23 protein-coding genes are annotated in these 22,886 nt (G+C 61.9%); 13 read left to right on the plus strand and 10 right to left on the minus strand.

Going from position 1 to position 22,886, the window contains the following annotated elements:
• Positions 1-165: 165 nt before the first annotated feature.
• On the plus strand, positions 166-1,836 hold the full coding sequence (locus tag ACGKZZ_RS12805) for an ABC transporter substrate-binding protein (protein ID WP_411223970.1): 1,671 nt from the start codon (positions 166-168) through the stop codon (positions 1,834-1,836).
• A gap of 77 nt (positions 1,837-1,913) precedes the next feature.
• Positions 1,914-2,762: a DUF1206 domain-containing protein gene (locus ACGKZZ_RS12810; RefSeq protein ID WP_411223971.1), complete on the plus strand. Its 849-nt coding sequence runs from the start codon at positions 1,914-1,916 to the stop codon at positions 2,760-2,762.
• Positions 2,763-2,765: 3 nt separating this feature from the next.
• Here ACGKZZ_RS12810 and ACGKZZ_RS12815 read toward each other — a convergent pair whose 3' ends face one another.
• Complete coding sequence (locus ACGKZZ_RS12815) at positions 2,766-3,380, minus strand: lytic transglycosylase domain-containing protein (protein WP_411223972.1); 615 nt, start codon at positions 3,378-3,380, stop codon at positions 2,766-2,768.
• 174 nt (positions 3,381-3,554) lie between these two features.
• Between ACGKZZ_RS12815 and ssb the strand changes: the two genes are divergently transcribed.
• Entirely contained in the window at positions 3,555-4,070 is a 516-nt protein-coding gene (gene ssb, locus ACGKZZ_RS12820) for a single-stranded DNA-binding protein (protein WP_411223973.1), read from the plus strand.
• 31 nt (positions 4,071-4,101) lie between these two features.
• Here the strand turns inward: ssb and aroB are convergent, their stop codons facing one another.
• The gene (gene aroB / locus ACGKZZ_RS12825) at positions 4,102-5,217 is read right to left on the minus strand and encodes a 3-dehydroquinate synthase (RefSeq protein WP_411223974.1); all 1,116 of its coding nucleotides are present in this window, start codon (positions 5,215-5,217) and stop codon (positions 4,102-4,104) included.
• A complete protein-coding gene (locus ACGKZZ_RS12830; RefSeq protein ID WP_411223975.1) occupies positions 5,214-5,762 on the minus strand; it encodes a shikimate kinase in 549 nt (182 codons plus the stop codon). Before ACGKZZ_RS12830 ends, aroB begins: the two co-directional genes overlap by 4 nt.
• 119 nt (positions 5,763-5,881) lie before the next feature.
• Between ACGKZZ_RS12830 and ACGKZZ_RS12835 the strand changes: the two genes are divergently transcribed.
• From ACGKZZ_RS12835 to ACGKZZ_RS12855, 5 genes are all read left to right on the plus strand, one after another.
• The gene (locus ACGKZZ_RS12835; protein ID WP_411223976.1) at positions 5,882-6,031 is read left to right on the plus strand and encodes a hypothetical protein; all 150 of its coding nucleotides are present in this window, start codon (positions 5,882-5,884) and stop codon (positions 6,029-6,031) included.
• Positions 6,032-6,036: 5 nt separating this feature from the next.
• Positions 6,037-7,593 (plus strand): hypothetical protein, encoded by a 1,557-nt coding sequence (locus ACGKZZ_RS12840; RefSeq protein ID WP_411223977.1) that lies wholly within the window; start codon positions 6,037-6,039, stop codon positions 7,591-7,593.
• Positions 7,590-8,516, plus strand: coding sequence for a site-specific tyrosine recombinase XerD (locus ACGKZZ_RS12845; protein WP_411223978.1), 927 nt, complete (start codon positions 7,590-7,592; stop codon positions 8,514-8,516). The genes ACGKZZ_RS12840 and ACGKZZ_RS12845 overlap by 4 nt, the downstream gene beginning before the upstream one ends.
• A 69-nt stretch (positions 8,517-8,585) precedes the next feature.
• Positions 8,586-9,902: an HlyC/CorC family transporter gene (locus ACGKZZ_RS12850; RefSeq protein ID WP_411223979.1), complete on the plus strand. Its 1,317-nt coding sequence runs from the start codon at positions 8,586-8,588 to the stop codon at positions 9,900-9,902.
• Positions 9,903-9,963: 61 nt separating this feature from the next.
• Entirely contained in the window at positions 9,964-10,569 is a 606-nt protein-coding gene (locus ACGKZZ_RS12855) for an NTP transferase domain-containing protein (RefSeq protein ID WP_411223980.1), read from the plus strand.
• A gap of 214 nt (positions 10,570-10,783) precedes the next feature.
• Here ACGKZZ_RS12855 and ACGKZZ_RS12860 read toward each other — a convergent pair whose 3' ends face one another.
• The 4 genes from ACGKZZ_RS12860 to ACGKZZ_RS12875 are packed head-to-tail and all read right to left on the minus strand — an operon-like array spanning position 10,784 to position 15,410.
• On the minus strand, positions 10,784-11,338 hold the full coding sequence (locus ACGKZZ_RS12860) for a pyridoxamine 5'-phosphate oxidase family protein (RefSeq protein ID WP_411223981.1): 555 nt from the start codon (positions 11,336-11,338) through the stop codon (positions 10,784-10,786).
• Complete coding sequence (locus ACGKZZ_RS12865; protein ID WP_411223982.1) at positions 11,331-12,371, minus strand: lipocalin-like domain-containing protein; 1,041 nt, start codon at positions 12,369-12,371, stop codon at positions 11,331-11,333. The genes ACGKZZ_RS12860 and ACGKZZ_RS12865 overlap by 8 nt, the downstream gene beginning before the upstream one ends.
• Positions 12,361-14,757, minus strand: coding sequence for an FtsX-like permease family protein (locus tag ACGKZZ_RS12870; RefSeq protein ID WP_411223983.1), 2,397 nt, complete (start codon positions 14,755-14,757; stop codon positions 12,361-12,363). Before ACGKZZ_RS12870 ends, ACGKZZ_RS12865 begins: the two co-directional genes overlap by 11 nt.
• Positions 14,754-15,410, minus strand: a complete 657-nt coding sequence (locus tag ACGKZZ_RS12875; RefSeq protein WP_411223984.1) for an ABC transporter ATP-binding protein — start codon at positions 15,408-15,410, stop codon at positions 14,754-14,756. Before ACGKZZ_RS12875 ends, ACGKZZ_RS12870 begins: the two co-directional genes overlap by 4 nt.
• Positions 15,411-15,616: 206 nt before the next feature.
• Here ACGKZZ_RS12875 and ACGKZZ_RS12880 point away from each other — a divergent pair, with 206 nt between their 5' ends.
• Both ACGKZZ_RS12880 and ACGKZZ_RS12885 read left to right on the plus strand, forming a co-directional pair.
• Positions 15,617-16,648: a LacI family DNA-binding transcriptional regulator gene (locus ACGKZZ_RS12880; RefSeq protein WP_411223985.1), complete on the plus strand. Its 1,032-nt coding sequence runs from the start codon at positions 15,617-15,619 to the stop codon at positions 16,646-16,648.
• Positions 16,649-16,656: 8 nt separating this feature from the next.
• On the plus strand, positions 16,657-17,139 hold the full coding sequence (locus ACGKZZ_RS12885) for an ABC transporter permease (protein ID WP_411223986.1): 483 nt from the start codon (positions 16,657-16,659) through the stop codon (positions 17,137-17,139).
• 40 nt (positions 17,140-17,179) lie between these two features.
• Here the strand turns inward: ACGKZZ_RS12885 and ACGKZZ_RS12890 are convergent, their stop codons facing one another.
• The 3 genes from ACGKZZ_RS12890 to ACGKZZ_RS12900 form a co-directional block, all read right to left on the minus strand.
• Positions 17,180-17,917, minus strand: a complete 738-nt coding sequence (locus ACGKZZ_RS12890; protein ID WP_411223987.1) for an SDR family NAD(P)-dependent oxidoreductase — start codon at positions 17,915-17,917, stop codon at positions 17,180-17,182.
• A gap of 196 nt (positions 17,918-18,113) precedes the next feature.
• Complete coding sequence (ctaD, locus tag ACGKZZ_RS12895; protein ID WP_411223988.1) at positions 18,114-19,784, minus strand: cytochrome c oxidase subunit I; 1,671 nt, start codon at positions 19,782-19,784, stop codon at positions 18,114-18,116.
• Between the two features lie 33 nt (positions 19,785-19,817).
• A complete protein-coding gene (locus ACGKZZ_RS12900) occupies positions 19,818-20,222 on the minus strand; it encodes a DUF542 domain-containing protein (RefSeq protein WP_411223989.1) in 405 nt (134 codons plus the stop codon).
• A 443-nt stretch (positions 20,223-20,665) separates the two neighbouring features.
• On the opposite strand from ACGKZZ_RS12900, the gene ACGKZZ_RS12905 reads away from it, so the two are divergent.
• The 3 genes from ACGKZZ_RS12905 to ACGKZZ_RS12915 all read left to right on the plus strand — a co-directional run bounded on the left by ACGKZZ_RS12905 (position 20,666) and on the right by ACGKZZ_RS12915 (position 22,879).
• Positions 20,666-21,064, plus strand: a complete 399-nt coding sequence (locus tag ACGKZZ_RS12905) for a hypothetical protein (protein ID WP_411223990.1) — start codon at positions 20,666-20,668, stop codon at positions 21,062-21,064.
• A gap of 73 nt (positions 21,065-21,137) precedes the next feature.
• Positions 21,138-22,628, plus strand: a complete 1,491-nt coding sequence (locus ACGKZZ_RS12910) for a multicopper oxidase family protein (RefSeq protein WP_411223991.1) — start codon at positions 21,138-21,140, stop codon at positions 22,626-22,628.
• A gap of 122 nt (positions 22,629-22,750) precedes the next feature.
• On the plus strand, positions 22,751-22,879 hold the full coding sequence (locus ACGKZZ_RS12915; protein WP_411223992.1) for a hypothetical protein: 129 nt from the start codon (positions 22,751-22,753) through the stop codon (positions 22,877-22,879).
• Positions 22,880-22,886 lie beyond the last annotated feature (7 nt).

A 22,886-nucleotide genomic window follows, 5' to 3' on the forward strand; every position in this document is an offset into this window, starting at 1 on the left:
GCGGTGCGTCCGTTGTGAAAAGCTGCACCTCGCATTAAGTTTAACGCCATATCGCGCTTTTGACGCTCAATTGTCCGATCTGCCGATTGACGGCGCTTGCGGACTCGGGCGCTATGATGAAGACGGCACCGGGCGCGACTTGGCCGGATCACAGGGGAGACACAGATGACGCAGGGCACAAGGACGCGATCAGGCCATCCGGCGGCGGAGCTTTACGCGCGCGAGTTCCGGCAAGGCCATATGGACCGGCGCGAATTCCTGGCCCGCACCACCATGCTGGGCGTCAGCGCAGGCGCGGCCTGCGCGTTGGCCGGACTGCCCGGCCCGGCGCAGGCGGCGCCCGATGTGCAGCCGGGTGGAACATTGCGGATGCAGATGGAGGTGCGGCCGCACAAGGATCCGCGCACCTATGATTGGACCCAGATGGCCTATGTCACCGCAGGCACGCTGGAGTATCTGGTTGAATACAATTCCGACGGCACCTTCCGGGGCATGTTGCTCGAGACATGGGAGGTCAATGACGACGCCACGCAGTACACGCTGAACGTGCGGCAGGGCGTGAGCTGGAGCAATGGCGACGAGTTCACCTCGGCGGATGTGGCGCGCATGATCGAGCGCTGGTGCGAAAAGGATGTCGAGGGCAACTCGATGGCCGCGCGCATGGCGACGCTGGTGGATGATGCCACCAACAGGGTGGCCGAGGGCGCGATCGAGATCATTGACAGCCACACGCTGCGTTTGAACCTGCCCAAGCCCGACATCACCATCATCGCCGGCATGGCCGATTATCCCGCCGCGGTGACGCATGAGAGCTACGATGCCGAAGCCCCCCTGTCCGAGCTGGTCGGAACGGGACCGATGGTGGTCGAAAGCCTTGAGGTCGGCGTGAAGGCCGTGCTGGCCAAAGGCGAGCATCCGTGGTGGGGCAATGACGCGTTCGAGGAAGGCGGCTTTTACCTCGACCGGATCGAATTTATCGATTACGGCATCGATCCCGCGGCATGGCTGGCGGCTGCGGAAGCCGATGAAGTGGACACGTTCTACGAAAGCGTCGGCGCATTTGTCGATGTTTTGGACGCCATCGGCTTTGAGCGCACCGAAGTCGTCACCGGGGCGACGATCTGCATTCGCCCCAACCAGCGGGCCGAGATCGACGGTCTGAAACCCTATGCGGACAAGCGGGTGCGGCAGGCATTGGCGATGGCGGTGGACAACGAGGTGTGCCTGGAGCTCGGCTATGCCGGACGCGGAGTTCCGGCGGACAATCATCATGTCGCCCCTGTGCATCCGGAATATAATGACAGCGTCAAGCGCATTCCCGTCGATCCCGCCAAGGCCAAGGCCTTGATGGACGAGGCCGGGATGGGCGATTACGAACACGAGTTGATGTCCATCGACGACGACTGGCGCAACAACACCACCGATGCGGTGGCGGCCCAGCTGCGCGATGCCGGGATCAAGGTGAAACGCACGATCCTCACAGGCGCGACCTATTGGACGCAATGGGTGGATCTGCCGTTCAGCTCGACCAACTGGGTGCACCGCCCGCTTGGGGTTCAGACGCTTGCGCTGGCCTATCGCAGCGGCGAGGCGTGGAATGAAACCGGTTTTTCCAACCCGGAATTCGACGCACTGCTGGCCGAGGCGAACTCGATTGCCGATGTCGACAAGCGCCGCGAGGTGATGGGCAAGTTGCAGGCGATCATGATCGAGGAAGGCGTGACCATCCAGCCCTACTGGCGCTCGCTTTATCGCCACAACCGGCCCGGCGTCGTCGGCACGGCGATGCACATCGCGTTCCTGCCCCAGATTTACAAGTTCGGGCTGTCGGGCTGATGCTGCCGATGTAGGCAGGAAGGAACAATTCGGCGGTTTTGGTGATTGGTCTGTCAACCAGATGGAGGAAATCGCCAATGAGCCAACAATCACAAGGCGACGCGCTGGATTGGGCTGTTCCGATCATGCGCGCGGGCTATGCCGGGCGCGGATTGACGTATTTGGCAATTGCCGGAATTTCACTTTGGGCCATCTGGTCCGGCGGATCGGCGCAGGGGACGCAATCGGCTTTGTCACGCCTTCAGGGCACACCGGGCGGCGGTATCGTTCTGGGACTGATCGCCATCGGGCTTATCGCCTATTGCGTCTGGCGCGTGCTGGACGCGATTTTCGACCTTGAAGCCTATGGCACGGATGGCAAGGCGATTGTCGCGCGCATTGGTATGGTCGTGACGGGGTTGATCCACGCTGCTTTGGGCATTGCCGCATTTACCATTCTTTACGGAACGGGCACCGGCGGATCGGGGATTTCCGGTCTCACGCGCAAGGCGCTTGATCTGCCGATGGGCCAGTTTCTGGTTGGCGCCGGAGCGGTGGCGACGATCGGGGCCGGTCTTTACTACCTCAAGAAAGCCGTCACCGGAGACTATCAGGACAATTTGCAAGCCAACCATTTCACCGTCAACTGGAACTGGGTTCTGAAGGCCGGTGTGGCGGCGCAAGGCGTCATCGTCACCATCGTCGGCGGGTTTTTTCTGGTCGCCGCGCTCACCTATGACGCGTCCGAGGCGGGCGGCATGGACAAGGTGTTCAACTGGCTGTCGTCGCAACCCTTTGGCCAGACCATTGTCGTGGTGATTTGCCTCGGGCTTCTGGCGTTTGCGCTGTTCTGTTTTGTGAATGCCGCTTATCGCATCGTGCCGCGCGCCTCGTCAGAAGACGTGGAGACGCTGGCCAAGCGGGTCAAATCGAAGGTGAGTGACTAGGGCTTACCGCCCCCAGATCGTTTTGACGTAATTGAGGGTTTCCCGATAGGGCGGGATGCCCTTGTGCTTGAGCACCGCGCCCGGACCGGCGTTGTAGGCCGCAAGAGCCAGCGGCCATTGCCCGAACGCGCGATATTGTTCCTTGAGGTAGCGCGCGCCACCTTCGAGGTTCTGTTCGGGGTCGTTCGGGTTGACGCGCAGATCGCGCGCGGTGGCGGGCATCAGCTGTGCCAGACCGATCGCGCCCTTGTGGGAGCGTGCATTCGGATTGAAATTCGATTCCTGCTGCACGAGACGCAGGAACAGGTCTTCCGGAATGCCATGCCGCCGGGCCGCATTGCGGGCCATCCCGGCATAGAGCCCCTTGTAGCGGCCCCGGTATTGCGGAACCGTGCCGTCATCGGTGGTGCCCCATTTGGTGGGCGTGACGACCTTTGGCGGCTGGAGGCGAATCGAGCTGTTGTATTGTTGCGATGCGCGCGAATCCAGGACTTTGGTCTGGCTGGAAAATAGCGCGACACGGTTTTTTGTTGAAAGAACTTCGGCGTTTGCCGCATGGGCGCATGCTGTGGCCGCGAGGATCAGAACCGCGCATAATCTCTGCTTTTTCGTTCGCATACGCTCGCGTCCTATCCATGAGATTTTGAAAGGGTATAATCAGATTCTTGCGTTTGCGCCAGCCTTTGGCACTCATCATTTCTTAACCACAAGCTGATGGTATCCCGCAACCACGCTGGTGTAGGGTCGGGCGACGGCGCCTTGCGCCAGAGATTCGAAACAGATGGGGGAAGCATGGCCGGATCAGTCAACAAGGTCATTATCATCGGCAATCTGGGGCGCGACCCCGAGGTGCGCACGTTCCAGAACGGCGGCAAGGTCTGCAATCTGCGGATCGCCACGTCGGAGAACTGGAAAGACCGCAACACCGGAGAAAAGCGCGAACGGACCGAGTGGCACAGCGTCGCGATCTTCAACGAGAACCTGGCGCGGCTGGCAGAGCAATATCTGCGCAAAGGCTCCAAGGTTTATATCGAAGGCAAGCTGGAAACCCGCAAGTGGCAGGACCAGTCCGGTCAGGATCGTTATTCAACAGAGATCGTGTTGCGCCCCTATGCAGGTGAACTGACATTCCTTGACAGTCGCGAAGGTGGCGGAGGTGGTGGCTATGGCGGCGGAAGCGACAGCGGCGGTGGCGATTACGGTGGTGACTATGGCGGCGGCGGCGGCGATTACGGTGGATCGAGCGGCGGTGGCAGCGGCCCCGCGCGGGCACCGGCACGCGACATCGACGACGAAATTCCGTTCTAGGATCTGAAAGGCGCCGGCTCTGGCGCCTTTTTCACGACCGCTCGGACAATGCGTCCCGGAGCAGCGTTTGCACCGCGTCGGCCGGCACGTCCGAGGTGGTGAACGCCTCGCCGATGGCGCGCGCGAGAACGAAGGTCAGCTGCCCGTCCACGACCTTCTTGTCCTGTCCCATCAAGGCGATCAACGTCTGCGCGTCCGGCAAATCGCCTGCGATATCGGCCAGCGTCGTTTTCATGCCCAACTCGTTCAGCACCTGGCGCACGCGGCTTGGTTCTTCCTGAGAACACAGGGCCAGGCGGGCCGACAGTTCGAACGCCAGAGCGCAGCCGATGGCCACCCCTTCGCCGTGCAACAGCCGATCACCATAGCCGGTCGCCGCCTCGAGCGCGTGGCAGAACGTGTGGCCCAGGTTCAACAAGGCGCGGTCGCCCTGCTCTGTCTCGTCGCGCACCACGATGTCGGCCTTCATCTCGACCGAGCGGCGGACCGCATGGGCCAGCGCTTCGGGGTCGCGTGCAAGGATGCGGGTGGCGTTGTCTTCAAGCCAGCGAAAGAACTCGGCATCGCCCAGCATGCCATATTTCACCACCTCGCCCATGCCGGCCAGAAAATCGCGCTTTGGCAGCGTGTCCAGAACCGAAATGTCCGCCAGCACCAGCGCCGGTTGGTGGAATGCGCCGATCAGGTTCTTGCCCTGCGGCGCGTTGATCCCTGTCTTGCCACCGACCGAACTGTCGACCTGAGCGAGCAGAGATGTGGGCATTTGCACAAATCGCACGCCGCGTCGCAGCACGGCGGCGGCAAAGCCGACCAGATCGCCGATCACGCCGCCGCCAAGCGCGATAACCACGTCCCGGCGTTCGATCTTTTGCTCCAGCAGCCACTCTACGGTGCGCTCGAATTGCGGCCAGCCTTTGGTCGCCTCGCCTGCGGGCAAGGTCAGGCTGACCGACTCGATCCCTTCGTCTGCCAGCGCGCGGGTCACGGTGGCGAGGTGCAGATCGCCGACATGCGCATCGGTCACGATCGCCACCCGGCGCCGCGCCAGAAATGGTGCGATCTCGGCGCCCGCCCGTGCCAGAAGATCGGCCCCGATCCTCACATCATAGGCGCGCGTGTCGAGCGGGACGTGAACGGTCTGGGTCATGCAAGTTCCTCCAGCACATCAGGGCGCGTGCGCAATGCGTCGATCACGCGGTTTGCCATGTCGTCGATCGACAGGCCGGGTTCGGACGTGACGCTGAGATCGGATTTGGCGTAGACCGGCACGCGTTCGTTATAAAGCCGCGTCAGCGCCGCCAGCGGGTCTGCCACGCGCAGCAATGGGCGGGTGTCCTTGTGCTTTACCCGGTTCCACAGCAGATCCCGGTCAGCGTTGAGCCAGACCGACACGCCCTTGGTCGAGATGATCTCACGGTTCTGCTCGGCCATGAACGCGCCGCCGCCGGTGGAGAGCACGCATCTCTCTTCCTCCAGCAGCCGTGAAATCACCTGATGTTCCTTCAGGCGGAAAAACGGCTCGCCGTCGCGTTCGAATATTTCAGGAATCGTCATGTTGGCGGCTTTTTCGATTTCAGCGTCCGAATCGATGAACGGCGCATGAAGCAACGCGGCCAAGGCCTTGCCCACAGCGGTTTTTCCGGCCCCCATCATGCCGACCAAAACCACTGTTTTCCTAAGTCTCGCCTGCATCGCCCTTGTAACTCGGCCAAGTGCCGCCAATTTCTTGATGTTATGGGCTGAATGACGTGATCTTGTGTAAAAGGCCAGTTATAAGTTGCGAAAAATAATCAAGGCAGGGCGAGGGTGTCGTGGGGCGGATCATAAAATGGCTGATTTATCTTTTGATCATCGGCGCGGTGGCGCTGGTGGCTTATGCCTATATCGGGCCGTTCTTCGGCGCTGATTTCTCGCCTCCGCAAACCGAGGTCCGCCAACCGGTGACGCTGGAGTCAGATTGAACGGCATGAAGATCACGCGCTTCACTTGCTGCCTGTTGGTCGCCGCGCTGCCCGTGACGGCGCAAGAGGCGCCATTGTCGGCGATCGACTGGCTTGCCGTGCAGCGCGACGTGACCCCGGTTGTGACGCTTGCACCCGAGAGACTGGAAAACCCCGTCGCCAAAAGCGCCACCGTTCCCGATGTCGAGGTGCAATCACTGGACGCGCCCTCCATCGGCGGCGTCGGACTGTTGCCGGGGTCGGTCACGGGTTTGCCCGCATCCTTGTGGCAAGGCAGCTCCGAGACACGTCTTGTTACCCTGATCGAGCGGTTGCGCACGCGCCAACCCTCTGTTCCGGCGCTGGATTCGCTGTATCACACGCTGCTTTTGGCCGAGGCCGCGCCGCCCCTGATCACCAGCGGCGAGACGCTGCTGCACGCCCGCATCAAGGCGCTTTACGATCACGGACTGGTCGCGCCGGCAGAGGCGCTGGCCGAGCGGGTCGGAGAGCTGACACCGGAATTGTTCGATCTGGCGTTCGATCTTGCATTGCTCACCGGGACGGATGGCGCACTGTGCACGATGTTGGACGAGAAGCCGACCTTGAGCCGCGATCTGGCGACGCGCATCTGGTGCGCCACGCGGGGCGGCGATTTCCCCTTGGCGATGACGATCTACCAATCCGGCCATGCGCTTGAGCATCTTTCCAAGCTCGACAGCGAATTGCTGTTGCGGTTTCTTGATCCGCAATACGCCGAAGAGTCCAAGTCCCTGCGCCCACCCGTGCGTCCCACCCCCCTGCAATTTCGCCTGTTCGAGGCGATTGGCGAGGCGCTGCCAACCGCGCCCTTGCCGCTGCCCTTTGCTGTCGTGGAACTGACCGGCGATTCCGGTTGGCGCGCGCAATTGCAGGCGGCCGAGCGGCTGGCGCGCGCCGGGTCTATCGACGGCAACCAGTTGCTTGGCGTTTACTCGGACCAGAAGCGCGCCGCCTCGGGCGGGATCTGGGACCGGGTCGAGGCGTTGCAGCGGTTTGAAACGGCACTCGACGGCGGCGATGCCGGAGCGGTGTCGGTGGCGCTTGAAAAGGTCTGGCCGCAGATGCGCAGTGCAGGTCTTCTGGTGCCGTTCTCCAACCTGTTCGCGGCGCGCCTTCAGGGCCTGGCGCTTAGCAACCGGGCGGCGCGGATCGCCGGGTATGCAGGGCTGTTGTCGGACGCCTTTGAAGATGCCGCAACAGGTCTGGCCGGCAGTGACGATGCCAATCTGGCGTTTCTGGCAAGCATCGCGCTGGGACAATCGCCAAAGAGCGTGCCGCCGGAGATGCCGCATGCCGACGCTTTGGCCGAGGGCTGGTCCGGTCCTCTCATAACGCCCGAGGATGTCGCCGGGATGGCCTCGCAGAACCGTCTTGGCGAGGCCTTGCTGATCGCGATCGGGCGATTCGAGAGCGGCGCCGATGGCAATGACGGCGCCTTGAGCGAGTCGATCCACATCCTGCGCGCCTTCGGTCTTGAGGAGACAGCGCGGCGGGCGGCGTTGCAACTGGCGATCCTCGATCTGGAAAGCGCGCGGCGATGAGCGACGCGCTTTGGATTTCAGCCTTTCTTGACGCGCAGGCCGCCGAACGCGGCGCGGCGACCAACACCCAGCTTGCCTATGCCCGCGATCTGGCGGATTTTACCGAATGGCTGGTCGGGCAGCGTAGCGGTCTGAGTGCCGCGCAAAAGAGCGATGTCGAAGCCTATCTCGTCTTTTGCGACGCGCAGGGGCTGGCGAAATCCACCCGCGCACGGCGCTTGTCGGCGATCAAGCAGCTTTACCGTTTCTGCTTTGAAGAAGGGTTTCGCGCCGACAATCCGGCGGTGCAGATCAGCGGGCCCGGGCGTGACAAGCGCCTGCCCAAGACCCTCTCCACCGAGGAGGTTGACCGCCTTCTGGAGGCCGCGCTGATCCACGGGCGCACCGAGGATGACAAGAAGCGCAACACCTGCCTGATGCAGTTGCTTTACGCCACCGGTATGCGGGTCAGCGAATTGGTGTCGCTGCCGCTGAGTGCGGCGAAGGGCGATCCGCGCATGTTGCTGATCCGGGGCAAGGGCGGCAAGGAACGGATGGTGCCGTTGTCACCGCCTGCCCGTGCGGCGCTGCGCGACTGGTTGAAGATCCGCGAGGACGGTGAAGATGCGGCGCGCATGGCGGGCAAACCCGCCTCGGCGTTCCTGTTTCCATCGCGTGGGAAATCCGGCCATCTGACGCGGCATGCGTTCTACATGCTGATCAAGGAGTTGGCGGTCAAAGGCGGAGTATCGCCTGACAAGGTGACGCCTCACACTCTGCGCCACGCCTTTGCGACGCATCTTTTGGCAAACGGCGCCGATCTGCGCGCGATCCAGACGTTTCTGGGCCACGCCGATGTCTCGACCACCGAGATTTACACCCATGTGCTTGAAGAACGGCTCAAGGAACTGGTGCTGGATCATCACCCGCTGGCGCGCGACTAGGCGCGCACACTTGAACGCGGGGCGAAGCGGCCCCATAACCTTTCAAACCATTTCTCAACGTTGGACTCAATGGAACCCGCATCTACCGCGGCCGATGCCGCACTCTGGATCACCGCCGCCTCTATTCTTGGACTGCTCGTGCTGTCCGCCTTTTTCAGCGGGTCGGAAACCGCCCTGACGGCCGCCTCTCGCGGCAAGTTGCGCTCCATGTCGGACCGGGGATCAAAAGGGGCCGACCGCGCGCTGCTGATCACTGAGGACAACGAGCGTCTGATCGGGTCTGTCCTCTTGGGCAACAATCTGGTCAATATCCTGGCCACGTCGCTTGCCACGGCGCTGTTCACGCGGCTGTTCGGCGAATCCGGCGTGGCGCTGGCGACGCTGGTGATGACGGTGCTGGTTCTGGTCTTTGCCGAAGTGCTGCCCAAGACTTACGCCATCACCAATCCCGAATCCGCCGCCAGCCGGGTGTCGCCTGTGATCGCGCTGGTCATCACCGTGTTTTCCCCCGTCGTCAGCGCGGTGCGTGTTCTGGTGCGCGGAGTTCTGGGCATCTTTGGCGTCAAGACCGACCCTGACAGCCATATTCACGCCGTGCGCGAGGAAATCGCCGGCGCGCTGCATCTGGGTCATTCCGAAGGCGTTGTCGAAAAGGAAGACCGCGACCGCATCCTTGGCGCGCTTGATCTCAGCGACCGCACGGTCGAGGAAATCATGTTGCATCGCTCTGGTATCGAGATGATCAATGCCGATCACGAACCGCAGAACATCCTGAAGCAGTGCCTGCAATCCAACCACACCCGCCTGCCCGTCTATCGGGGCGAGCCGGAGAACATCATCGGCGTGGTGCACGCCAAGGATTTGTTTCGGTCGATGTACCAGTTCATGCAGGAAAGCGACCGCCCGCTGGAGGAAATGCGTAATTTCAAATTCGCCGATGTTGCGATGAAGCCGTATTTCATCCCCGAAAGCACCTCTCTGGATGACCAGATGCGCCAATTCCTGCGCCGCCGCACGCATTTTGCGCTGGTGGTGGATGAATATGGCGCATTGCAGGGGCTGATCACGCTTGAGGATATTCTTGAGGAAATCGTGGGCGAGATCACCGACGAGTTCGACCCCGACGGCGAACACCCTGTCGAGCGTGGTGAAGACGGCAATTTCTGGATCGACGGCGCAATGACCATTCGCGATGTGAACCGCGCGATGGACTGGACGCTACCCGATGACGAGGCCAACACCGTGGCCGGTCTGGTGATCCACGAAGCGCAGATGATCCCGACGGTCGGTCAGGTGTTCAGCTTTCACGGCTTCCGCTTTGAAGTGGTGGCGCGCGATCACAACCGGATCACGGCGCTCAAGATCCGGCCGCTGGTCCAGGATTGAACGGCGCGGTTGAGGGGCCAGCCCCTCAAACTCCCCGAGGTATTTCGAACCGGAGACGGGCATGAGCAGAGTTGCCATCGTGATTCCCGCCGCCGGGGCCAGCCGCCGCATGGCCGGACGCGACAAGTTGCTGGAACAGGTGGCAGGACAGCCGTTGTTGCGCCTCGTGACGGATCGGGCGCTGAGCGCGTCCGATCTGGTGTTCGTGACCTTGCCATCGGCGCAATCAAGGCGCGCGGATGTCTTGCGGGGCGCGCAAGTTCGGGTGATCGAGGTGCCGGATGCATCGGACGGCATGGCGGCGTCGCTACGGCGCGCGGCGCACTCCCTTCCCGGTGATGTGTCAGGCGTTCTGGTTTTGCCTGCCGACATGCCCGACATCACCGGCGCGGATTTGCGCAAGATTCTGGATGTCTTTCATGCAGCGGATTGCGCGTTTATCGTTCAGGCTACAGGCGCGGATGGCACGCCGGGTCATCCGGTGGTTTTTCCGGCCGACCTGGTTCCGGCCTTTGCCGGGCTGACCGGGGATCGCGGCGCCAAGGCGATCATCACCGCCAACCGGGCGCGGCTTGTGCACGTGCCACTTTGCGGTCGTCGCGCTCTCACCGATCTTGATACGCCAGAGGCATGGGACGCATGGCGGAGCGCGCGGCGCGACAGGTGATGTGTGGATAAGTTTGCGGACAAAAAAATGGGACGGCTCTCCCCTGCCGTCCCATCTCATTCGATTGCTGCCAAACATGGGGGCGCAACCGATCTTTTTATCGTACCGACCATCGGGCCGTTGCGCGCACGTTACCTAAATCGAGGGTCATGGCAAGAAAAAATGCAAAACCGGAACGAGTGGATATTCCATCTGGCGTTGGATTCTTGCCTTCTCAGGGAACGATCCACGAGCCTTTCCAACCATCGTCGCCTTTGAAAACAGCGCGTTTATGCGGGTCGGAGAGTTGCATGATCTCGAACGCGACAATGTGGCAGAACATGACGGTGAAGCTGTCGAAACTGGCGCGTTTTTCATAGGCTCCAGCCGTCGGTATCGCGGTTCCGGTCGCTGGAGACGCGCCGTAGGCCATCCGCGAATCGTCTGGCACATCGCGCCATCTGTCAGCCACCGCCGGTCCTGAGCGCAGTGTGACGGATGTGGACAACCGCAACTGGATTGCGGAGGTCGCGTCCCAGATATGGAGCTGTGCACGCGGCGTGGCCTTGAGGGACGCGATCTTGCTCGACCCGCCATCGGTGTGGATTTCGATCACGCCCTCGCGACGATCCGCGCCGCGCAGGACCACCGTCCGGGCTTCGGGCCAGCCGTTGGGCGACACGGTTGCAAGAACCGGATGGCGCGCCGCTGCCGCTGTGTCCGAAAGCCCTTGCGCCAGCACATGCCAACCGGCATCGAGAAACGCGCCAAGCGCGGTGGCCTCAGTCATATCCCGTCATCTCTAGATATCCCTGTCCGGCATGGCTGCCTTCGATTGTAACCGGCCCTTCCCAATAGGGGATTGATACGTCCATCCACGCATCCGGGTTGAGCGCCCTGACGGTCACGTCAAGGTCTTGCTCCGGTAACTGCACGGCCCAGACCACCGGCACATCCCGCCCCGCGACGCTGTGCGTGGACAGGGGTTGTGCGGCAAACGCGCCGTCGGGAAAGGCAGTTGTCATGCCGTCCTGCGCGATCCATGTGGCAGACGAATAGGCGCTGCCATCGTCTTCGCGCAGCAGGAAACCCATCAGCTTTTCGCCGGTGTCGAACGAGAGCGAGAACCAGTCCCACCCGGATTGGCTCTCGGCCAGCGGTTGCGATGACCATTCCCTGTCGAGCCAGGCCGTGCCTGCGACGGCCACCGGACCGTCGGGCAGATTCAGCGTGCCGCTCACGTCAAAGAAAGGCTGGGAATAATAATAACTCGCCTGACCTTGCGCCGATTTGACCGAGAAGCCGTCCTGGCCGTGAAACACCAAGGGGCCGGTCGCGCGCAAATCCAGAGCGTAGCGAAACATCTCGCCGCTGGCGGTCAGGGTCATGTCTGCAAAGGACGGTCCGGCCATTTGCCAATCGTCGATCCATGCGGAGAACGGCTCGGTCGTCACGCCGGCCTGTCCGATGCCGCCCCGCGCGATGCGTTCGGCGACGAAATGCGCGTCTGGCGTGGTTACCGCGGCATGGGCGAACCAGATTTGAGGGTCGCTCCATCCCGCACGCGTCTCCGGGGCCAGAGCAGAGCGGAACAAGGTCCATTGCACGCCATAGCTGCGCCCGTTGTCGCCTTGAAGATTGGCGGTCAGATACCACCACTCGATGCGGAAGTCCGGGTGCACGCCGTGATCCTCCGGGAACTCGAAGCCGGGGTTGGGCTGTGGCACGGAAAAGCCTTCGGCTTCGCTCCCCAAACCGGCAAATCCCTGTGCTGCGGCGGGCGAGGGGAACATCAGGAACACTGCGCAAAGCCTAGCGATCATTGGCAAATACCTTCAAAAGTTCGGCGGGCGGCATGCGGGTCAGCCGTCGCGCGGGCCATAGCGCTGCCAAGGCGGCCGCCAGCAGCGCAAAGCCGGCAAGACGCGCGTAATGGGCCGGAAAGAGATACATCGGCAGTTTCCATCCGAACGCCTCCACATTGACGTATGACAACAAGACCCAGGCCAGTACCAGCCCCAAGGGGATGGCGAGGAGCGTGGTGATCATCGCCAACAAGACGGCGCGCAACAATTCCAGCCGCCCCAAGGTCCGGCGCGTCAGCCCCAGCGCCCAGGCTGGTGCCAGTTGCGGCAAGCGGATGGAGGCGAGCGTCAGGAGGCTCATCAGGATGGCAAAGGCTGCAACGGCAAGTGTCAGGATATTGAGCGCACCGGTGACGGTGAATGTACGCTCGAATACGTTCAGCGAGATGGTCTTGATCCGCGACTGGTCGACAATCGCGGCGTCGGCAAGCCCGAACTCCTCGACCAGTTGTTCGCGCAGCGCGTCCGCCATATCGGTGCGCACGCCAAATTGCAGAGGCACCTGATCCGGGAACAGGGTGTTGAACAGCGGTTCCGAGATCACGGCCTGCCCAAGAGGATTGCCGTAATCGGCGACGACCCCCACGATGGGCAGGCGCGTATCGGGCGTGACAGGGATGTCGTCCCCGGTCCAGAGCTTCGCACGTCGCGCCAGTTGCTCGCTGACCACGATTGCATCTCCGGCCGCCACGCGGTCCCATGCGTTTGCGCTTTCGGCCAGCAACACCCAGCTCTCACGGTAGGTCGGGCCGACGCGAACGCCGTAAAGCTCGGTTTCCACACCGGCGATGTCGATATCGACCGTCAGGCGCGGCAATACCTCGCTGGCGTTGGCTTGCAGATACGCCTCTAGCTCGGCGCTTTCAGCCTCGGTGTCGATTTGCACGTAAAGCTCGGGCGCGAGCCGTTGATCGAGGAAATCGACAAAGGTCACCCGAAAGCTCGACACCATGGTGGACACACCGACATTGGCCGCCGTGGCCAGCAAAAGCGCCATCAGCGCAAGGCTCAGCCCCGGCACCTGCTGGCGTGTGTCGGCCCAGAACCATTGCCACATCACGCTCCGTGCGCCGCGACTTGCCGCGTTGACCGCGCCGCGCAACACGAGCGGCAACATCAGCGCCGCGCCGATCAGCAGGCAGGCCAGAAGCGCAAAGCCAAGGGCCAACCCCTGCCCCCAGACCGCAATTCCCGCGCCAACGGCGAACAGCACCGCCGCAATCGCGCCCAGACGCCACGCGGTGCGCCCCGATGCCACCGCCCACGCGCGCGGTCGTGCGCTGGCCAAAAGCGGCATCCTGGCAATCTTCCAAAGCGCGCCCGCCGCAGCAAAGCCGGTGCCGATCACGGCAATCGCCAAACCCGACACCCACCACTCGGCGCGCAATTGCAGCGTCCCGCCAACAGCCGCCCCGTAGAGGCCTTGCAGTGTCGCTGCGACATTGGGCAACAGCAGCGCCGCGATCACATATCCCAAGGCCACGCCGATGGCCCCCGCAACCAAGGCCAGCCCCGCCAATTCCGCGATCATCAATCCGACCAGAACGCGCAATGGCACGCCCAAAGCGCGCAGTGTGCGCACCATGCCGCGCCGCTGTTCAAACGCGAGGCTGATGGTTCCGTGGACGATGAAAATCCCGACCGCGAAACTCAGCAGGCCGAAGGCCGTCAGGTTCAAATGAAAGCTGTCGGTCAGGCGCTCCGCACCGCCCTCTTGTGCCGCTTGGCGCACGAGGTCCGGCACGACCGTCTGCAACTCGGGCATGCCCATCGGTTGATCGGGATTGACGATCAAACGGCTCAATCTGTCCGGCGACTTCAGCAACGATTGCGCCACCCCGATATCCGTCAGCGCAACGTTCGGTGCGGTATTCGGATCGACGATGATCTTTTGCGTTACGGTTCCGTCGAGGCGCTTTGCAACCGTCGCATCCGCAAAGATCAGACCGCTGGACAGGAAATCCCCAAGGTCGTCACCGCTCTGCATTCCGACCGGCGCGATTGTGCCGGGCGCGCTCAGCGGGTCGAGACCGATCAGTCGGACAGAGCCTGACCCGGTGGAAAGCCGCCCTTCGAGGACAGGCGACACCTGCCAGCCGGCACGGCGCAGCGCGATGTAGCTCTCCTGCGGAACTGTGTCACCCGCACGCGGGAGCAACTGGTCGAATTGCCCCTCGCCCAAGGTCGCGGCAGCGGCGTCATAGCTGGCACGGGCTTCGGAGTTGATCGCCTGCACGCCGGACCAAAGCGCCGTCGCCAGCGCCAAACCGCTGATTAGCGCAAAGAATTGCAGCCCGTTGCGCCGCCAATGCGACACCAGCGCGCCCAGCGTCGCCCGGATCACGCCAGCCGTCCCTGACTGAGGTGCACCCGCCGCCCCATGCGCGCCGCGATAACGGGGGAATGTGTGACCACCAGCAGCCCCGCGCCGGTATCCGTCACGAGTTCCAGCATCTGATCCAACACCTCCGCAGCGGTCGCTTCGTCAAGATTGCCGGTGGGTTCATCTGCCAGCACCAGCTTGGGCCGCGCCGCGAGTGTACGTGCGATCGCAACGCGCTGCTGTTGGCCCCCGGACAGGGCTTCGGGGTACTTGTCCAGTTGCGACGACAGGCCGAGCTTTGAGGCGAGGTGCGTTAGGTGCGACGGGTCATAAACTCCCGCAAGACGCGCCTGAAATGCGATATTGGCCTGAACTGAAAGCGACGGGATCAAGTTGAATTGCTGGAAAATCACGCTCACCACGGACCGGCGCAACGCCGCGCGCCCGGTGTCGTCGAGCGCCGCCACATCCCGCCCATCGACAAGGATCGAGCCGTTGTCCGCAGTGTCCAGCCCCCCGATCAGATGCAGCAACGTGCTTTTCCCCGATCCGGATTCGCCCGTGAGCGCAAGCGTTTCACCGGCCGCCATCTCCAGATCGACGCCGCGCAGAACAGCACTCGTTCCCTCGGCACTCGGATAGCTCTTGGCCACATCTTTGACGCTCAACACCATATGCCTGAGCTATCACGCCGCGACGGGATGGAAAGGCCATAGATGACGAATTGCCATTAAGCTCTCGGAAAACCGCGTTTTCGCCCGACGCTCGGGGATCAGCGCTGTTTCAGTGGTTCGCATTACGGCTTGTGCCAATTCCAGCTTGGTCTGCCGGGCGGCTCGGTCTATCCTGTGATATGCACATAAAAAATAATTAACTTAAGATGACCAATCGTTTGCCTTATCAGGCTCCTCAAAAAACCGTCACGCTTCGTGATGTCGCCGAGGCGGCAGGTGTGGACGTATCGACAGTGTCACGCGTCTTGCAGGACAAGGGCCGTGCGTCAGCGGAAACGCGCGCTCGAATCACCGGCGCGGCCGAAGCGCTCGGCTACAAGGGAAACCCCGCTGCCCGAGCGCTCAAGACCGCGCGGTCGCAAACGATATTGATGGTGGTTCCACAGATCGAGAATCCGATTTTCGCGTCGGCCATCATCGGCGCTGAGATCGAGGCGCGCAAGGCGGGCTATGCGCTGGTCGTGGCATATGACAAGGGTGGCGGGGTCAGTTCGATCATCCGCGATGTGTCGAGTTCGAACATGATCGAGGGCGTGATCATCGCCAGCTTCGACGAGGACGAAGAACTGCGGCAAACGCTGATGAGCACCGATCGACCGCATGTGATCATGAACCGGGTGCTGCCCGGCGACAGTCATTGCATAGCGATTGACACGCGGGCGGCGGCGTTGATCGGGGTCAGGCATTTGATAGAGCTCGGTCATACACGCATCGGTCATCTTGCCGGGCGGCTGGGGCGGTTCAACGGCGAAATGCGGCGCGAGGGCTGGGCACAGGCGCTGACGGAGACGGGACTTCCGGTAGACGAGGCGCTGATCGTCGAGGCAGGCTATGATCCGGCTCGGGTCTCGGGCGCGGTGGACAAGCTGCTTGAGCAGAACGTGACAGCGATCCATGCGGCGACGCTTCTGACAGGTGCGGCGGCAATCGCACGGCTGCATGCATTGGGATATCAGGTGCCCAAGGATATCTCGTTGGTCACGATGCACGATGATCTTCTGGCGCGGGTGGTCTTTCCCGCAGTCACTACGGTGGCCCTCCCTACGGCACTCATGGGAGAGGTTGCGGTCAAGCGGCTGGTTGGCCAGGTCGATGGCAGTGAGGCGGAGACCGGCGAAGTGTTGCTTGCGCCGGGCGAATTGATCGTTCGCCAGTCCGCCGGTCCTCCGAAAAGTTAAAAAAGAATTTGACAAAACTGGGTGAACTATCGTTTGCTCTGATTGAACAAACGATTGCTCAAACGAGTGATTCATCTGAGCAGGGCTTTTTTGAAACCCGCTCAATCCCCCGCACTGGCGAATTCGGCACACTCATGTTGATTGCGCTTCCGTTCCTCTGCGCCTGTACCGCGATGGGTTTTGCCATCGCGCTGATCATCCCGTGGCGCGAGGGTGTGGTGTTTTTTCTGGTGGTCATGGGTGTGCCGCTGTTTTTCCTGTCCGGTATCGCCTGGCCCATCGAATCCATTCCGGACAAACTGCGTGTCATTTCGCTGCTTGTGCCCTCCTCCAGCGCGATTTCAGCCTTTGTCGCGGTCAATCAGATGGGCGCAACACCGCAAGATATCGCGGGGGCCGTACAATTGCAGATCGCTCTGGCGTTCGGATACACGCTGATCGCAATGCTGATTTACCGGTTTACGAAAACGCGTCAGAACCAGCACGCGTAGGACCAAAGGCAAAGCGCACCGAAGCGCTTTGCCGGGTCTTTTATCGCAGCATGGTCCCGCCACCGTCTGCCATCAGCGTTTGCCCGGTCATGTACTGACTGCCATCGCCCAGCAGGAACGCGACGACCGGAGCGATATCCTTTTGCGGATCGCCAAACCGGCCAAGCGGGACTTTGGCGGCAACTTCGTCATATTGATCGCGGTGGGCGTCTTTCCACTTTGCGACGCCCTCGGTCAGGGCCAGCGGACATACAACATTGACGCGAATTCCGTCTTCGGCCCATTCATTGGCCGCGACGCGGCTCAACCCGCGGATCGCCTCTTTGGCGGCCGCATAGCTGGCCTGATTTTTCTGGCCGTTCAAGGCCGCACCCGACCCGAAATTCACGATTGAGCCTTTCGTCTTGGCAAGTTCGGGATGCGCGGCTTTCATAAAGTTCAGCGTCCCCCAAAAGCCCGTGTCAAAGGACAGCGCCCAATCCTCCGGCGTGTGATCCAGCAACGGTTTTTGCCGGGATGCGTGCGCATTGTTCACCAGTCCGGTAAGTTTCCCGAATGTCGATACCGCAAGCGCAACCGCGTCCTTGGCCACCTGTTCGCTGGAAATGTCGCCTTCCAGGAACGCAACGTGATCGGGGTGGGCCTCGGCAAATTTGCGACCTGCCTCGTCGTTGAGATCGACAGCCACGATATGCGCGCCAAGCCGCACCAGTTCGGCCGTGATCGCGCCGCCAATTCCAGCGGCGCCGCCGGTCACGATAACAACCTGATGTTCCATTCTGAAGTTCCTTTTTGCCTGTCGTCGTAGATCTACGGCGGTTCAACGAGAAGACTAGCCGTTTCCCAGTTCGAAAGCGAGTAGCGCAGGGAAACCGTGATGTCTGAACCGTTGGCACGACGGCATCGCAGACCTCATCTCCCACCAAGCTCTGCCGAGCCTTGGGTTGATGCGACTGTTCCATTGAGACAGGTCTTCAGGATGTCGCTTGTCGCTGCCAATCTTCGGGTTCGGGCAGGTGTTCAAAGGTATGCTCGGGCAGCGGCGTGGGCAAAGTCCATTCCAGAGTGTCGGCAAAATCGTTCCAGTAGCTGGGCCGCGTTTCGCGTTTGCCGGCCAAGAGGGTGTAGAACACAATGCCGATGAACAGCAGGAACGAGGCAAAGGACAGCAGCGCGCCCCAGCTTGAGATCTCGTTCCAGAAACGGAACGCTTCGGGGTAGTCGATATAGCGGCGCGGCATGCCCTGACGGCCAAGGAAATGTTGCGGGAAGAATGTCAGGTTTGCGCCGATGAAGAACATCCAGAAATGCAGCTTGCCGGCCCATTCCGGATATTGTCGGCCCGACATCTTGGCGATCCAGTAATACACCCCCGCGATCAGCGCGAACACCGCGCCGAGGCTCATGACATAATGAAAATGGGCCACAACATAATAGGTGTCGTGATAGGCGCGATCCACGCTCGCCTGCGCGACGACAACGCCGGTGACGCCGCCGACGGTGAACAGGAAAATGAAACCAAAGGCAAAGAGCATCGGTGTCTTGAACTCAATCGAGCCGCCCCATGCGGTCGCAAGCCACGAGAAGATTTTGATCCCGGTCGGCACCGCGATGGTGACGGAGGCAACCTGAAAGAAGCTTTGCTGCGTGATCGACATGCCCGAGGTGAACATGTGATGCGCCCAGACGACAAAGCCCAGCCCACTGATGGCGATCAGCGCCCAGACCATTGCGAGATACCCGAAGATCGGCTTGCGGGCGAAGGTTGAAATGACGTGGCTGACGATGCCGAAGCCGGGCAGCACGACGATATAAACTTCGGGATGGCCGAAGAACCAGAAGAGGTGTTGATAGAGCATCGGATCGCCGCCGCCGGACGGGTCGAAAAACGTCGTGCCGAAGTTGCGATCGACCAGCAGCATGGTGACAGCTCCGGCGAGAACCGGCACCGCCATCAGAAGCATCCACGCAGTGACGAAGATCGACCACGCGAACAGCGGAACCTTGAACAGGGTCATGCCCGGCGCACGCATGTTGAGGAATGTGGTGATCATGTTGATCGCGCCGAGGATCGAGCTGGCCCCGGACACATGGATCGCGAAGATCGCCAGATCCATCGACATGCCGCCGTCATGCACCGAGAGCGGCGCATAAAGCGTCCAGCCGACCCCGGCGCCGTGCGAGCCATCTCCGCCCGGCGCGATGAACGAGGCGATTGCCAGTGTCGTACCCGCGAGGAACAGCCAGAAACTGAGGTTGTTCAGGCGCGGAAATGCCATGTCGGGCGCGCCGATCATCAGCGGCATGAAATAGTTGCCAAAGCCGCCGAACAGCGCCGGAATCACGACAAAGAACATCATCAGCAGGCCGTGATAGGTGACGATGATGTTCCACAGGTGCCCGTCCGGCGTGCAGGTGGCCGCCGAGGGCCAGAGCCGCAGGCCTTCGCGGCACATGAACTGCACCCCCGGCTCCATCAGCTCGATCCGCATCATGACCGACAAGACCACGGCGATCAGCCCGACCGCGGCGGACGCAAAGAGGTACAGGACGCCGATGTCCTTGTGATTGGTGGACATGAACCACCGGATAAAGAACCCGCGGTCGTCGTGCTCCGGGCTTTGTTGGAGTGTTGCTTCGGTCATCATAGCCTCCTCGCGAACAGGATCGGCTTGAAGTCAGGTTCCGGGCGTGGCTTCGAACCGGGGGAATGGGACGTTGGTTTCCAGATGGATGTGTTCGATCAGATCGTATGTGTCTCGCGGCGCGTCGTGGTGGGCTTTGAGCTCAAAACCGGCCAGCGCCTTATGCACTTCCGTCAGATTGATATTGCGATGGGTATCGGCGTCGATCAGGGGGATGTGGCCGTGACAGCAGAGCTCTATCGCGAAGCGGCGAAAGACGGCGGAGGCACCGGGCAGGTTCGCGGCAATGTTTCGGACACGCGTGTCTTGCAGGTCGTGGATCGTGTCGGCCACTGTCTCCTCCCATTGAAACGCCGATGTCAGCACGTCTCCTCGACGATCTGTTCGTCCTTGACGGGTGACGGGTTCGATCTGTTTCAGAGCCAACTCATATGCCAAAGGACGCCTCCTTCCACCTGAGAAGCGGGGCTGCGCACGATCGCTGACGCGGGCGACTCGCACGGGCCCGCAGTCATGTCCGCTTGGTTTGTGGTATTTGAAGTACCTATTATCCTGCCCATATAATTGGTATTGTCAATACCAATTTAGAAGCGAGACACGCGACTATTCCCAGTATTTCAGACGACAGTTGTGCCCGACCCAGGTGCACCACGATCCAGCACCTCGCAAAGATTACAAGGGGCTTGCGCGATCACCTGCGCCGATACGTCGGCATTGGATGCAATGCCGGGAAACGGCCGATCGCAAAGAACAGCGACGAGCAAACCCAGCGCCATTATATTCCCCACACCCTATCTCAAGATTTCGGGGCCCGATCACGACATAAGCTCGTCTGCTTCACGCAGAGGTGTAGTTCTGCCCGAAGCCTGACTTCGGGGACAATGGACATTCTCGTGCGCAGCACCTATTTTGACACCATGATCAGCCGCCTCGTCACCTTCCTTGCCATACTTGCGATCACCTTGGTGACGACGTTCGCCTCTGCGCATGCTGCGGGTATGAGTGCGAGTTCCGGTGCGGATCGGGAATCGCATGTCGCAGGCATGGTGCATTCGACCAACATTGCGGAACGCACCTGTGACGCCGGGCAGCCCTGTGGCGCGGGCGATGGGGGGATGTGCGAGTTCGTCTGTGCGGGTGTCTCGGCCTTCCTGACATCGCCATCCGGCGAATCCGGACACGCCTTCGGTCCGGCCAGCCATGATTTTCCGTCCGAGGCAAGTCACGTCAGCCGTGCGCCGGGGCTGAACGACCGACCTCCCAAGCTCCGTCTCCTCTAAGAGCGCCCGGGCAAGTGCCCGCGGCGTCCCATCGGTTTTGATGAACGGGACGTGATGTCCCGAGGAGACAACCATGACTACCCTTACACGACGCGGCTTTCTCGCCGCCAGTGCTGCCGCCATTGCGGCGGCTCAGATGCCCCGTCTTGCGTTTGCGCAGACCGGGCCGGCGATCAGCCTCTCGGCCGCCACACGGACGCTCGACATCGACGGACGCGCGGCCACTGTCTTTGGCCTTGCCGGTCCCAATGGTCAGGGATTGGTGCTCGACCCCGGCCAGAGGTTCCGGGTCGATCTGACCAACGATCTCGACGTGGGCACCATCATCCACTGGCATGGCCAGATCCCGCCCAATGTGCAGGACGGCGTGCCGGACATGCCGATGCCGCTGCTCGCCCCGGGTGAGACCCGACCTTACGATTTCGAGGCGCGGCCGGGCACGCATTGGATGCACAGCCATGTGCCGATCCAGGAGATGCGACTGCTTGCCGCGCCGCTGATCGTGCGCTCGCAAGACGAGATCGCTGCTGACCGGCAAGAGGTCGTTATGTTCCTGCATGATTTCTCCTTCAAGACACCGGAGGAGGTTCTGGCGGAGATCAACGCTGATCACGCCGCAAATGCGCAAACCCGGCAAGGCATGCCCATGCGAGGCACGGGGGCGATGGACGGTATGGGCCAAGGAACCATGGGCGGCATGGGCGGGATGATGGGCATGGGCGGCCAGATGCGTGGCATGGCCATGGACCTGAACGATTATGACTGGGACGCGTATCTTGCCAATGACCGGACGCTGTCGGACCCGGATGTGGTGCGGGTCGAGCGTGGAGGACGCATCCGCCTGCGCGTCATCAACGCCGCCGCGGCGACGGTGTTCTGGGTCGAGACCGGGACGGCCGAGGCACGCCTTGTCGCCGTGGACGGACAGGCCGTGCAGCCCGTCCCGGGCACGCGGTTCGGGCTGGCGATGGGCCAGCGTCTGGATCTGGAGATCGACCTGCCGAACGAAGGCGGCGCATGGCCGATCCTCGCGTTGCGCGAAGGCGCGCGCGAGCGTACCGGCCTGATCCTCGCCACGCAGGGTGCCGAGGTTCGGCGTCTCGATGCCGTTGCGGAGTCAGAAGCACCCGCGTTTGACACCGATCTCGCGCAGGAAGCGGGCTTGATCGCGCTGAATGGCCTGCCGGACAGACCGGTGGACCGCAGGCAGATGCTGATGCTGGGCGGCACGATGCAGCCCTATCTCTGGACGATCAACGGGGCGGTCTGGGGCCAGCACCAGCCGATCACCGCGCGCAGCGGCGAGCGGGTCGTGCTATCGTTTCACAACATGTCTATGATGGCCCATCCGATGCATCTGCACGGGCATGTGTTCCAAGTCGTCGGCCTGAACGGAAGGCGGGTTACCGGTGCCCTGCGCGACACGGTCCACGTGCCGCCGATGTCGATAGTCGATGTCGCACTCGATGCGGGCGAGTCTGCGCGCTGGATGCTGCACTGTCACCACATGCCGCACCTCGCAAGCGGGATGATGACCGAGTTCGCGGTCACGGCGTCGGTCTGATCCGAACGGGGCGCTCGGGTAAAGCGCCCCGTTACCGGCCCCGCGCCACGCTGGGCTGACGGACGATGCCGCAAGAGCAGACCATACGGTGCACCCTGCGGTAGGAAAACCAGAAGGATGGGATGATGAACTGGAACGAAATGGGCCCCGGAATGGGTTTAGGAATGGGGTTTGGCTGGCTCTTCGGCCTGCTGATCCTCGTGCTGCTAGTTTTGGCGATCGCAGCGCTGATCAAATATCTTCGGATATGAATGAAAG

This window comes from Marivita sp. S2033, from assembly GCF_046592965.1.
Classification (GTDB): domain Bacteria; phylum Pseudomonadota; class Alphaproteobacteria; order Rhodobacterales; family Rhodobacteraceae; genus Marivita.

What these genes read in the sequence shown, in the direction of transcription:
- ACGKZZ_RS12805 (WP_411223970.1), top strand. Translation starts at nt 166, where the DNA reads ATGACGCAGGGCACAAGGACGCGATCAGGCCATCCGGCGGCGGAGCTT.
- ACGKZZ_RS12810 (WP_411223971.1), top strand. Translation starts at nt 1,914, where the DNA reads ATGAGCCAACAATCACAAGGCGACGCGCTGGATTGGGCTGTTCCGATC.
- ACGKZZ_RS12815 (WP_411223972.1), bottom strand. Translation starts at nt 3,380, where the DNA reads ATGCGAACGAAAAAGCAGAGATTATGCGCGGTTCTGATCCTCGCGGCC.
- ssb (WP_411223973.1), top strand. Translation starts at nt 3,555, where the DNA reads ATGGCCGGATCAGTCAACAAGGTCATTATCATCGGCAATCTGGGGCGC.
- aroB (WP_411223974.1), bottom strand. Translation starts at nt 5,217, where the DNA reads ATGACCCAGACCGTTCACGTCCCGCTCGACACGCGCGCCTATGATGTG.
- ACGKZZ_RS12830 (WP_411223975.1), bottom strand. Translation starts at nt 5,762, where the DNA reads ATGCAGGCGAGACTTAGGAAAACAGTGGTTTTGGTCGGCATGATGGGG.
- ACGKZZ_RS12840 (WP_411223977.1), top strand. Translation starts at nt 6,037, where the DNA reads ATGAAGATCACGCGCTTCACTTGCTGCCTGTTGGTCGCCGCGCTGCCC.
- ACGKZZ_RS12845 (WP_411223978.1), top strand. Translation starts at nt 7,590, where the DNA reads ATGAGCGACGCGCTTTGGATTTCAGCCTTTCTTGACGCGCAGGCCGCC.
- ACGKZZ_RS12850 (WP_411223979.1), top strand. Translation starts at nt 8,586, where the DNA reads ATGGAACCCGCATCTACCGCGGCCGATGCCGCACTCTGGATCACCGCC.
- ACGKZZ_RS12855 (WP_411223980.1), top strand. Translation starts at nt 9,964, where the DNA reads ATGAGCAGAGTTGCCATCGTGATTCCCGCCGCCGGGGCCAGCCGCCGC.
- ACGKZZ_RS12860 (WP_411223981.1), bottom strand. Translation starts at nt 11,338, where the DNA reads ATGACTGAGGCCACCGCGCTTGGCGCGTTTCTCGATGCCGGTTGGCAT.
- ACGKZZ_RS12865 (WP_411223982.1), bottom strand. Translation starts at nt 12,371, where the DNA reads ATGATCGCTAGGCTTTGCGCAGTGTTCCTGATGTTCCCCTCGCCCGCC.
- ACGKZZ_RS12875 (WP_411223984.1), bottom strand. Translation starts at nt 15,410, where the DNA reads ATGGTGTTGAGCGTCAAAGATGTGGCCAAGAGCTATCCGAGTGCCGAG.
- ACGKZZ_RS12880 (WP_411223985.1), top strand. Translation starts at nt 15,617, where the DNA reads ATGACCAATCGTTTGCCTTATCAGGCTCCTCAAAAAACCGTCACGCTT.
- ACGKZZ_RS12890 (WP_411223987.1), bottom strand. Translation starts at nt 17,917, where the DNA reads ATGGAACATCAGGTTGTTATCGTGACCGGCGGCGCCGCTGGAATTGGC.
- ctaD (WP_411223988.1), bottom strand. Translation starts at nt 19,784, where the DNA reads ATGACCGAAGCAACACTCCAACAAAGCCCGGAGCACGACGACCGCGGG.
- ACGKZZ_RS12905 (WP_411223990.1), top strand. Translation starts at nt 20,666, where the DNA reads ATGGACATTCTCGTGCGCAGCACCTATTTTGACACCATGATCAGCCGC.
- ACGKZZ_RS12910 (WP_411223991.1), top strand. Translation starts at nt 21,138, where the DNA reads ATGACTACCCTTACACGACGCGGCTTTCTCGCCGCCAGTGCTGCCGCC.
- ACGKZZ_RS12915 (WP_411223992.1), top strand. Translation starts at nt 22,751, where the DNA reads ATGATGAACTGGAACGAAATGGGCCCCGGAATGGGTTTAGGAATGGGG.